This window comes from Capnocytophaga sp. H2931, assembly GCF_002302535.1.
Taxonomy (GTDB): domain Bacteria; phylum Bacteroidota; class Bacteroidia; order Flavobacteriales; family Flavobacteriaceae; genus Capnocytophaga; species Capnocytophaga canis.
Map to the genome: position 1 here is coordinate 1,231,782 of NZ_CP022381.1, position 11,622 is coordinate 1,243,403.

The 11,622-nt window shown below is 39.5% G+C and carries 6 protein-coding genes; 5 read left to right on the forward strand and 1 reads right to left on the reverse strand.

Features of this window, described 5'->3' with window-relative positions:
• Positions 1 to 83: 83 nt before the first annotated feature.
• Together CGC52_RS05240 and CGC52_RS05245 are read left to right on the forward strand one after the other, a co-directional pair.
• Positions 84 to 782, forward strand: coding sequence for a DUF4198 domain-containing protein (locus CGC52_RS05240; RefSeq protein ID WP_095893643.1), 699 nt, complete (start codon positions 84 to 86; stop codon positions 780 to 782).
• A gap of 197 nt (positions 783 to 979) precedes the next feature.
• Complete coding sequence (locus CGC52_RS05245; RefSeq protein WP_095893644.1) at positions 980 to 3,289, forward strand: TonB-dependent receptor; 2,310 nt, start codon at positions 980 to 982, stop codon at positions 3,287 to 3,289.
• A gap of 291 nt (positions 3,290 to 3,580) precedes the next feature.
• On the opposite strand, the gene CGC52_RS05250 is transcribed toward CGC52_RS05245, so the two are convergent.
• The gene (locus CGC52_RS05250) at positions 3,581 to 4,135 is read right to left on the reverse strand and encodes a hypothetical protein (protein ID WP_232751846.1); all 555 of its coding nucleotides are present in this window, start codon (positions 4,133 to 4,135) and stop codon (positions 3,581 to 3,583) included.
• Positions 4,136 to 4,814: 679 nt separating this feature from the next.
• Here CGC52_RS05250 and CGC52_RS05255 point away from each other — a divergent pair.
• The 3 genes from CGC52_RS05255 (at position 4,815) to CGC52_RS05265 (ending at position 11,536) form a co-directional block, all read left to right on the forward strand.
• On the forward strand, positions 4,815 to 7,046 hold the full coding sequence (locus CGC52_RS05255; RefSeq protein ID WP_095894464.1) for a TonB-dependent receptor domain-containing protein: 2,232 nt from the start codon (positions 4,815 to 4,817) through the stop codon (positions 7,044 to 7,046).
• Between the two features lie 154 nt (positions 7,047 to 7,200).
• Positions 7,201 to 7,527 carry a GIY-YIG nuclease family protein gene (locus CGC52_RS05260; protein WP_095893645.1) on the forward strand — a complete coding sequence of 109 codons (327 nt, stop codon included), beginning with the start codon at positions 7,201 to 7,203 and terminating at the stop codon, positions 7,525 to 7,527.
• A 646-nt stretch (positions 7,528 to 8,173) separates the two neighbouring features.
• Positions 8,174 to 11,536, forward strand: a complete 3,363-nt coding sequence (locus CGC52_RS05265) for a SusC/RagA family TonB-linked outer membrane protein (protein WP_095893646.1) — start codon at positions 8,174 to 8,176, stop codon at positions 11,534 to 11,536.
• Positions 11,537 to 11,622 lie beyond the last annotated feature (86 nt).

The window sequence follows — 11,622 nt, forward strand, 5'->3', positions numbered from 1 at the left end:
CTGAAAGATGCTGTAGTGATAGATTCCTCAGAAAAGCAAACGTTTTTTATATAAGTAACTTATTAACTTTAATACATATTATGATGAAGAAAACAATCAGTTTTATCGTTTTATTCTGCTTGGCAATCACTGCTAAAGCACATACCGTTTGGTTAGAAACCAACACTTCAGGAAAACTCAACAAACAACACGAAGTAAAAATCTTTTTTGGAGAATTAGAGAGTCCAACATTTAGTGAAAAGTGGTTCTCTGATATCAGAGATATTGATGTGAAAGTTACTTATCCGTCAGGCAAAGTTGAAAGTTTACAAAAAACGAAACGTGAAAGTCATTATGTTGCGTTTTTTACTCCTACTGAAAAAGGGACATATACTGTGAGTGTGGCTCATTTGGTGAAAGATGTATTTCGCGAGATGAAAATCACTTATCAATCGGTAGCTTTTGTGAATGTAAATTCTAAGGAAAAAAAGGAGTTACAATTTGGAAATCTGCCTGTACAGCTATCGGCTGAAAATACGGATTTTAAAGTTGGGCAAAAAAATAAAATCAAAATCTTGAAAGAAGGAAATGTGGCAGAAAAAGAGCGTGTGAACATTTCGTATGAAAATGGTTGGGGACAATCATTTCGTTCCAATCACAAAGGTGAAATTTCATTCACATTACCTTGGAAAGGAAAGTACATTGTAGAATATTCATACTCTAAAAAGGAGACAGGAACGCATAACGGAGCTGATTACAAATCGGATTATCAAACAATTACGTATGTAATCTACGCTAAGTAGTATCCATTATGATTTTAGAAATACCATGATTAGAAGGCTGTTGGAAACTTTTTCGAACAGCCTTTCTTGGTTGTTTCAAAAGTAAAAATCGCACATAAAAAATCTTATCTAAAATAATTCTAATTTTATTTTGTGCATATCAAATATATTTTTTAGCTTTGCCGAAAATTTTAGTTTAACAAATAAAAAATAGATTTATGAAAGTATTTTCTACGCTTATTTTATTTCTTTTTTCCTTAATAATATATGCCCAAGAAGGTGTTTTAAAAGGAGTCGTTTCCTCCAACAAAGCTCGGTTAGAATCCGTAACGGTGGTATTGGAAAGTGCAAATCACAAAAAATGGGCGATTTCTGACAAAAATGGTGCTTTTAAACTCTCAGTTCCTAATGGCGATTACACACTCAAAATCAACTCATTAGGATTTGTGCCTTTTTCTGAAAAAATTCATATTGCCTCAAACAAAGTTGTTGAAAAAAACATCCAATTACAGGAAGATGTTTTAGGGATTGAAGAGGTAGTTGTTTCAGCAACAAGAACTCACCTTAACCGTAAAGAAGCTCCTGTTTTAGTGAGTGTTACCAGCCAAAAGGATTTAGTAAAAGTACGTGCTACCACACTGATGGAAGGTTTGGTATTTCAGCCTGGATTGCGAACTGAGGTTAATTGTCAAAATTGTGGATTTTCACAGGTAAGAATCAACGGAATGGAAGGGGCTTATTCACAAATTTTGATTGACAGTCGCCCAATTTTTGGTTCGTTGAACGGGGTTTATGGTTTGGAGCAAATTCCAACAAGTATGATTGAACGCATTGAAGTAATTCGTGGAGGAGGGTCGGCTTTGTTCGGGGCAAGTGCAGTTGCAGGAACAATCAATATTATTACTAAAAATCCAACTGAAAATTCGATGCAAGCAGGAATTACCTCTTCATTGATTGCAGGAAAGTCAGAAGATTTAGTAGCATCATTCAATGCTTCCTTAGTGAGCGATGATTTGCAAAGAGGAATTTCTTTCTATGGGGTAAATCGTTGGAGACAACCTTACGATGCTAATGACGATGGTTTTTCGGAATTAACACGCTTGAGAAATCTGAACGTAGGAGCCAAATTTTTTAATAATATTTCTGAAAGAAAAAAATTAGTTGGAGAGTTAAACATCGGGAATGAAGATCGTCGTGGAGGAAATAAATTCGACATGCCCGAACATATGGCGGACATCGCTGAATCCATCAGAACTAACAACATCGGAGGAAATGCTACTTATGACTATTATTCACCAACGTACAACAACAAATGGTCGGCATTCATTAGTGGACAACGCACAAGAGCAAACAATTACTACGGAGCATACGACGTTGAAAATGATGAGTATGATTTAGAAGGGCTTAACTACGGAATTACCCGTGAAAACATTTGGGTGTTAGGTGGACAACATACCGCTCAATTCTATGTAAATGAAAATAGTTTACAATGGACTTCAGGTGCAGAGTATAAATATGATGAAATCGCAGAAAATCGTCGTAATCCTGAAATCTTAGGGGTAAATCAAGATCAGCATATTTTAGGCGTGTATTCACAAGTGGATTGGAAAATCACACCGAAATTTAAGGTTTTAGCAGGATTGCGTTTGGATAATATCAATTCTAATTTATTAGCAAAATCAGTATCGGCTTTGAATCCAAGAGCAAGTTTACTTTACAATATCACCAAAGAGGTAATTGCACGAGGAACATACTCACGAGGGTTTAGAGCTCCGTTATTCTATTCGGAAGACGTTCACTCTGAATTGATTACAGGAGATGTACGCCGTGTGGAACTTGCTTCGGATCTGAAAAAAGAAACTTCTGATAGCTTCTCGGCTTCGTTAGAATATAACCATTCGCATGATGGACACCAAATAGTAGCGATGCTTGAAGCTTTCTACACCAATTTGGATAATCCATTCCATTATGTTGCGATAGAAGGAGAGGATGAGGATGAACTTTTAGTAAAACAGAAACAAAATGGTAATAGAGCTACTGTAAAAGGAATTAATGTGGAATTCAAATATGCTCCTAACTCCAAATTTGCTTTCCAATTGGGAAGTACTTTCCAAAGTTCAAGATTTAGCAAATCTCAAGTTGTTGCTGAAGAAGAAGATGGAACCGTTATAGCGGAAACCGATAAAATATTGCGTTCGCCATCCATCTATGGAAACTTAACCGCTTCGTACAGACCTACAGAAAAATGGACTCTGAATTTAACAAGCGTTTACACAGGAGCTATGGAACTATTCCACGAAGGTGAAAACGCATTAAAAACTTCTAAAGGAATGTTCGATTTTGGTCTTAACACCGTTTACAATCTTTCTTTCAATGACTTTTTTGATATGGAGCTAAGTGCAGGAGTAAAAAACATCTTTAATGAATATCAAAAAGATTTCGACAAAGGCGTGGAACGTGACCCAACGTACATTTATGGCCCAGCATTGCCAAGAACTATTTTTGCGGGTGTAAAAATCAAAATGTAGTAAAAATAACATACCATAATCAGGCTGTCTTAAAAATTTAGGGCAGCCTCTTTTTTATTACGAAAATCAGCCATAAACCGTGTAGTAACCTATATACTAACCCTTTACAGTGAAGTAAGGATATATGTTAAAATTTTTCGGTTTCTTGTTTTTTGGTATAATGGACAAAAATTAGGCTGTTTTTTAGACGATTGTTTCTAATGGACATTTTTTAGGCTCTAATTTTTTACTAAATTTTGATTTGAATTTAAATAGCATTTTCTTTGTCTGATTGATATTTTTAGAGAGCTTCTATGCCTTTAAAAACTCATCTATAAACCTCATTTTACGCTTTAAGGACAATCCATTATGACTGCGTAATTTATTCTTTAAATCAGCAAAATGACCGTCAATAGCATTAGTTGTATTGGGAATGCCTAATTCATAATTATCATACCAAGTAAACAACCAAGGCAGATTGTTTTTTAAACTTCTGTAAGCACTTCTAAGTTTTTTATGTGTATAGAAACTCTTGTTTGTCAAAATATTAACAGTTCTTTCATTTAGAAAATCTTCCCACTTTTCAAACCATAAACTCAAAGCCCCTTCAAAAGATTCTTTATCAGTAATAACCATCAAATCAACTATTTTCATTAATTCCTTTGCTGCTTCTAATTTTGGCTTTTTGGTCAAATATCTTCTTATAATAGCTGACTGATGAATTTTTAAATCAGCGAATTCCATAAAAAAATAAAAATCTAATGAGCTAAATTGGCACATCTGAACTGGAATTCCGTTAAATGATTGAATAAGCCCCTTCCTTCCATCGCATACAATAGCTTGGATTTGAAAACCTAACGCCTTCAATTTTTCAATTCCTTGTGTATAAATAGCATTGGTTTCATTTCGAACATAGTATTTCAGTAAGTTCTCTTTGGTAATAGCATCTTTGAAAAGAGTTACACCAAAGTTTCTGCCCCCAATAGGTAGTATCCATCAAAACGATAACCTTTCTTGCAATAGGTTTTTCTACACTGATTTTGACCTTATCAATTCGTCTCTGAATGGTTTTTATTGAACAATTATATTTCTTGGCGAGTTGAGAATAGGTTTGTTTTCCAACGGTATATTCTTCCCATAATAGCTTATTATTTATTCTATTTCCGCCTAAAAATTATTTGCCACAATGTTGGCATTTATACAATTGGACTCCTTTAACTAGTCCATTTTTCTTGGTAAAATTCTTACCACAGTAAAAGCACTTTTTTTATTCATAACCTTTGATAGCCTACAAAGGTAGTAACAATAAGGGATTCCAGAGTTTGCAGCCTAAAAAATGTCCATTAAGCCTGTTTTTTATTTTGCCAATCCGTATTGTTCTTGAGAGCGAGGATTCAATGAAAATACCAACAAACTTGTACGACAACATATCCCTAAGGGTACTTATTTTGAGGTGTTAATCTTTTTAACTTTTTATTTGGATTTATCCTAAATTAATTTTACTTTTGCGCCTGAAAATTTAATCTAAGTTAAACGTATGCACTATATGTACCGTTATAAGATAAGTTTCTTTCTGTTTTTGTCTGTGTTTGGTAGCATTTTTGCACAAGAGGCTCAGCAGCAAAAGAAAGATTCCATTCAGGAATTACAAGAAGTCATAGTTACTGCTAATCAAATCTTAGGAAGCAAATTCCAAGCTCGAAACCGCACTGGGTCAGCTTATTACATCGCACCGGCGGAAATCCAAAAAATGGGATATACTGACATTAACCGAATGCTCAAAGCCGTACCTGGGGTAAACGTCTATGAGGAAGACGGTTACGGGCTCCGCCCCAACATCAGTCTTCGCGGGACAAAAGCCGAACGCAGCGAAAAAATTACCCTGATGGAAGACGGAATTTTAGCAGCTCCCGCCCCCTATTCGGCTCCTGCGGCATATTATTTCCCAAACGCAGCCCGAATGAGTGCCGTGGAAGTCCTCAAAGGAAGTAGCCAGGTGCAGTACGGACCTTTTACCACAGGTGGGGCTATTAATATGGTGTCCACGCCCATTCCTTCAAAGTTGGCAGGAAAATTAAACGCCTCTTACGGAACAAATCAAACCTTTAAAACGCATTTCAACTTCGGGAATAGTCATAAAAATTTCGGATATTTGGTAGAGTATCTGCGTTTTCAGTCCGATGGATTTAAAAAATTGCCCGACAATCAAAAAGCAGCTATCAAACGTAATGATTTTATTGCCAAAATAATAGCAAAAACCGATAAAGAAGAAGGCGTAAACCATTCCTTTGAAGTAAAATTCGGTTATGCCGATGAAGATTCTGATGAAACGTACGTCGGATTATCCGAAGCCGATTTCAAAAAGACGCCTTTCCTCCGATACGCTGGCTCTCAAATGGACAATATCACCACCAAGCATACCCAATGGGTTGCTACCTACTTGATTAGTATTTCTCCGCGAATGAAAATCACCACGAACGCTTATTACAACACTTTCCATCGTAATTGGTACAAGCTCAATGACATAAAAGCAGGGATAACGTCTGCCGAAAAGCGTTCTATCAATGCCGTTTTGGATGACCCCGAAACAAATCATCTGTATTTCGATATTCTGACAGGAAAAACCGACTACAACGGCGAAGGACTGATTGTAAGGGCCAACAACCGAGGCTATTACTCGCGTGGTTTGCAAACCAAATTCGATTATCATTTCTATATTAACGATATTTTTATGGACGTAGAGGCGGGATTGCGTTATCACGGCGATGCCGAAGACCGATTTCAGTGGGACGATAGCTATGCCATCGAAAACGGAAAAATGAAACTCTTCCTGCCTGCCATTCACGGCTCGCAAGCAAACCGAATCACTTCGGCAACGGCTTTGGCTACCTATTTTTTGTCCAAATTGACGTATCGCGGACTGACCCTGTCGGCGGGTTTGCGTTACGAGGATATACATTTGCATAAGAAAGACTTTACCAAAAACGACGTACGCCGTTCGGGTAAAATTCGTCGTGAAGTGAGTAATCCGGCTCGTGTTTTTATTCCGAGTTTGGGATTACATTACCGAATTGTCCCCGCTTGGTCAGTTTTCTCGGGAATTCACAAAGGTTTTTCGCCTCCAAGTGCAGGAATGAACCAAAAACCTGAAAATAGTATCAATGTGGAGGTGGGAACACGCCTTTCCGTAGGTCAATTAACTGCCGAAGCCATCTTTTTCCGCAATAAATATAGCAATATGTTGGGAAGCGACCTTGCGGCGGCGGGTGGTAGTGGTACGTTGGAGCAATTTGATGTGGGAGAAGCACTTGTGAAAGGTGCGGAAGCAATGTTGCACTTCCAACCCATTCCAAAAGAATACAAATTGAGGCTTCCGTTGCAGCTTTCATACACTTATACGGATACGGAAATGTTGAACTCGTTTGAGGAAAACACTTGGGGACGTGTATTTGTGGGCGATGAAATCCCATACATCAACAAACACAGCTTTAACGCCGGCTTGGGGGCTGAATACAAGGGCTTCGAATTGCACGTAGGGGTGCGTTACAACGGCGATATGAGAACCACACCAGGTCAGGGGGTACTTGCAGAGCGAAACACAGTCCCTGCACATACCATTATCGATGCTTCGGCAAAGGCTCGTATCAATAAGTATTTGACATTGACGGTAAATGCTGTGAATATCACCAATAAAACCTATTTGGTATCGCGACATCCCGCAGGCTTGCGTCCTGGTCATCCCTTTGGAGTGTATTCGGGAGTGAATGTGAAATTTTAGTTTGTAAGGCTGATTGATGTTGAGTCTGTCAGGCTGGGCGAAATAGTGTCAGGCTGAGCGAAGTCGAAGCCTATATAACGTATAAGTTTTGTAACGATAGTTTCTCGACTCCGCTCGAAATGATAGAGAAGCTATCAAATATGAAGTAACACAAATGAATTTATATTTTGTTTACATATTAAAATGTGCTGACAATTCCTATTACACGGGAATAACTAGCAATGTGGAGGAACGTTTTGTTCAACATCAAAATGGGTACGATATAAATGCTTATACATTTTCTCGTCGTCCTGTGGAGTTAGTGTATTACACCTCCTTTAATGATGTAAAACAAGCGATTTCATTTGAAAAGCAAACTAAAGGTTGGAGCAGAAAGAAGAAAGAAGCTCTCATTAGTAACAATTGGGAGCGATTAAAGGAGTTAGCTATATGCAGAAATGAAACTCATTTTAGTAATAAAGAAAATAGGGAAATGATTTAAAAAGTATAACGTCTTAAAAAAGGAGAGATTTTTGTCAGGCTGAGCGAAGTCGAAGCCTTAGAGTTAAGTATGTAACGAAACCCTACTTACAACAAAGGTTTCTCGACTTCGCTCGAAATGACAGATAGGAATAAGACAGAGTGTTTTCAAGATGAAAAAGTATTGAGTGTCAGGCTGAGCGAAGTCGAAGCCTTAGAGTTAAGTATGTAACGGAACCCTGCTTACAACAAAGGTTTCTCAACTTCGCTCGAAATGACAGATAGGAATAAGACAGAGTGTTTTCAAGATGAATAAAGGATTGAGTGTCAGGCTGAGCGTAGTCGAAGCCTATATAACGTATAAGTTTTGTAACGATAATTTCTCGACTCCGCTCGAAATGACAGGCGGGAGATTTTAAGATAGACAAGGTTGGTTCTGTCAGACTGGGCGAAGTAGTGTCAGGCTGAGCGAAGTCGAAGCCTATATAACGTATTAAGTTTTGTAACGATAATTTCTCGACTTCGCTCGAAATGACAGGCGAGAGATTTTAAGATAGACAAGGTTGGTTCTGTCAGGTTGACCATCGGAACTACCATCATACTTTTTATAACACGACTTAAATATAAATTCGATAATATCAAATAATAAACAACAAAAATTATCATTTATGAATCAATCAATGATAAAGAAACTATTATACACTATATTTTTACTTTGCTCGCAATGGGCGATGGCACAACAAGAAATAAAAGGAACTGTGGTGGACAATCAGGGAATGCCACTATTGGGGGCGACCGTCATCGTAAAGGAAAGAAACGTAGGGGTAACCACCGATATCGACGGGAAATTCACCACAAAAGCCGAAAACGGACAAACCTTAGTGGTAAGTTACATCGGGTTTCAGACCCAACGCGTAAAAATTACCGCTTCCACAATGCATATCGTACTAAAAGAGGATGTGCAGGAGCTTGATGCCGTAGTGGTTACGGGCTATCAGAAGATAAAAAGCCGTGTCTTTACAGGGGCATCGGCATCGGTAAAGATGGAACAAGTGAAAATGGACGGCGTGGCGGACGTGTCGCGTATGCTCGAAGGTCGTGTAGCAGGACTTTCCATTCAGAACGTAACGGGAACCTTTGGTTCCGCTCCGCGTATTAACATTCGTGGGGGGGCTTCCATCATCGGAAATGTGCAACCGCTGTGGGTCATTGACGGAGCGGTATATGAAGATTTGGTTTCATTAACGCTCGACCAATTGGTGTCGGGTGATGCCGTTACGCTTATCAGTTCCGCCATTGCAGGGCTTAATGCGGCTGATATTGAAGATATTCAGGTGCTGAAAGATGCTTCGGCGACTTCGGTGTATGGGGCAAGAGCCTTGAACGGCGTGATTGTCGTTACCACCAAAACCGCCAAACGCGATACGCCCAACCGAATAACCTATTCGTACGAACAGAGTTTCCGTCAGATACCTTCTTACAAGGATTACGATTTGCTCAACTCACAGGAAACAATGTCGGTATATCAGGAATTGGCAAACAAAGGCTATTTCAGTTTGCGAGATGCCCTTTATGGCAGACGCAGTGGCATTTATTATCAATGGTACAAAGGCATCAGCACAATTAACCCTAATACAGGAACCTATTATTATGAAAATACCGAAGACGCCAAACGGGCTTTCTTCAAAGAACGCGAATACGTCAATACGAATTGGTTCAATCATCTATTCACAATTAACCCCATTCAGCAACACACTTTGACTTTTTCAGGCGGAGGAAAAAATACGACTACTTACGCTTCATTAGGATTGTTTAACGACAAAGGTTGGACGATTACCGACCGCGTACAGCGTATCACCGCCAATCTCAAAAGTACGTTTTTCATCACGGACGATTTCAAAACTACGCTTTCCGTACAAGGAAATATGCGAAACCAAAAAGCTCCTGGGACTTTTACCCAACGCAAAAACACGACCATAGGTTCGTTCGAGCGAGATTTCGACATCAATCCGTTTTCGTACGCTTTGGGAACTTCGAGAACCTTACGACCACGCACAAACGATGGCAAGTTGGAATATTATCGCAATAACTGGGCTGCGTTTAATATTTTAAACGAATACGAAAACAATTATCTTGACATCAATCTGTTGGACTTCAAAATACAGGCAGAGGCTTCTTACAAAATCAACAAAGATTTGGAAGCTACGGCGTTGCTTTCCACGCGTCAGGCTTCGACAAGTTCGGCACATTTCATCAAAGAACCTTCCAACGTGGTACAGGCATTCCGTGCCAACGAAACTCCTTGGGTGGCTCAGCAAAACATCTATTTGATAAAAGATAAAGACAATCCGCTGTCGCAACCTAAAATAGGACTTACGCACGGAGGGATTTTCAACAAAACCGAAACCACGCTGAAAAGCTATCAGGCTCGTATGGCGTTGGATTATAACAAATCGTTGGGCGAACACGACATTAAAGCCTTCGGATTTGCCGAAATGCGTTACGCCGACCGCACCGTGAATCCTTTTCAAGGATATGGGATTCAGTACGACAAAGGAAATCAGATATTTACCAATCCGTTGATTTTTCAAAAATTGATTGATGAAGGCAATGATTATTTTGCGTGGTTGGAGCGTTACGACCGAGGGCTTACGTTTTCACTCAGTGGTACTTACGGATATAAGGGCAAGTATATTTTCAATACGGTGCTTAACTACGAGGGGTCGAATACGGCAGGAAAAAACAGCCGTTCGCGTTGGCTACCTACGTGGAATGTCGGCGGAAAATGGAACATTGACCAAGAGGATTTTATGAAAGACCAAAAGTACTTTTCAACCCTTGCTTTCCGACTTAGTTACGGGCTTACCGCCAAGATGAACGAACAGGCAATTAACTCCAATGCGGTATATAAAAACGTGATTCTGAATCGTTTTCATTTCAAAGACCGCGAGAATGCGTTGCGTATTTTGCACTTGGAGAACCGCGACCTTACTTGGGAGAAAATGTACGAACTGAATTTGGGTATTGATGCCGGATTTTTCAATAATCGTCTCAATGCTACCATTGATATTTATCAACGAAATTCGTTTGATTTGATAGACCTTATCCGAACTTCGGGCGTGGGTGGGCAGTATTACAAATATGCCAACTTTGGCGATATGCGTACGCGAGGCGTGGAATTGGCTCTCAACTCTAAAAACATCTTGACCGATGATTTCAAATGGACGACCAACTTCACCATAAGTTATATGAATCAGAAGATTACAAGGCTTTTGAACACGCCCAATACGTTCGATATGGTGGCAGGAGCAGGACGCGGAAACATTGTGGGTTTTCCCAAAGGGTCGCTCTTTTCGTTCAACTATCAAGGCTTGAACAATTACGGATTGCCAACGTTTGATTTCGGTTTGTATCCGCTCAATGACAGAGCTTACGGAAACATTGCAGGGGCAGACTTTTTAGACGCTCAATATTCCAAATCGTATCTGATTTATCACGGGTCGATTGAGCCGAATGTCAATGGAGGATTGTCCAATACATTCAGTTACAAGAATTGGGAGTTTTCGTTTTTCGTAACGGCACAGGCGGGGAATAAAATCCGTTTGAATCCGTCTTTCGACCCTGCTTTTGCGGATTTGAACGTATTTTCAACCGAATATTACGACCGATGGATAGCCCCTGGCGACGAATGGCGAACCGAAGTTCCTGCTTTGCCTTCGCAGGATTTAATCCGACTTATTGGTCAGGAAAATATCGAAAAGGCGTATAATACGTATAATTATTCGCAAAACCGAGTAGCCGACGGAAGTTTTGTACGTATGAAAAACATTTCGCTGGGGTATAACGTGCCTGAAAGTGCTGTCAAGCGTTACAAAATGAAGTCGCTGAACGTTCGCGGACAGATAACCAATCCGTTTTTGATATATTCGGATAGTCGCCTCAAAGGACAAGACCCCGAGTATTATCGTTCAGGCGGGGTGTCGCTCCCCACTCCCAAACAATTTACCCTAACGGTGAATGTTGGGTTTTAGGAGGATTGATATAAAAAGAAGAAAGTATGATGCTTTAAAAAGGAGAACATTTCTGTCAGGCTGAGCGAAGTCGAAGCCTCCCAACA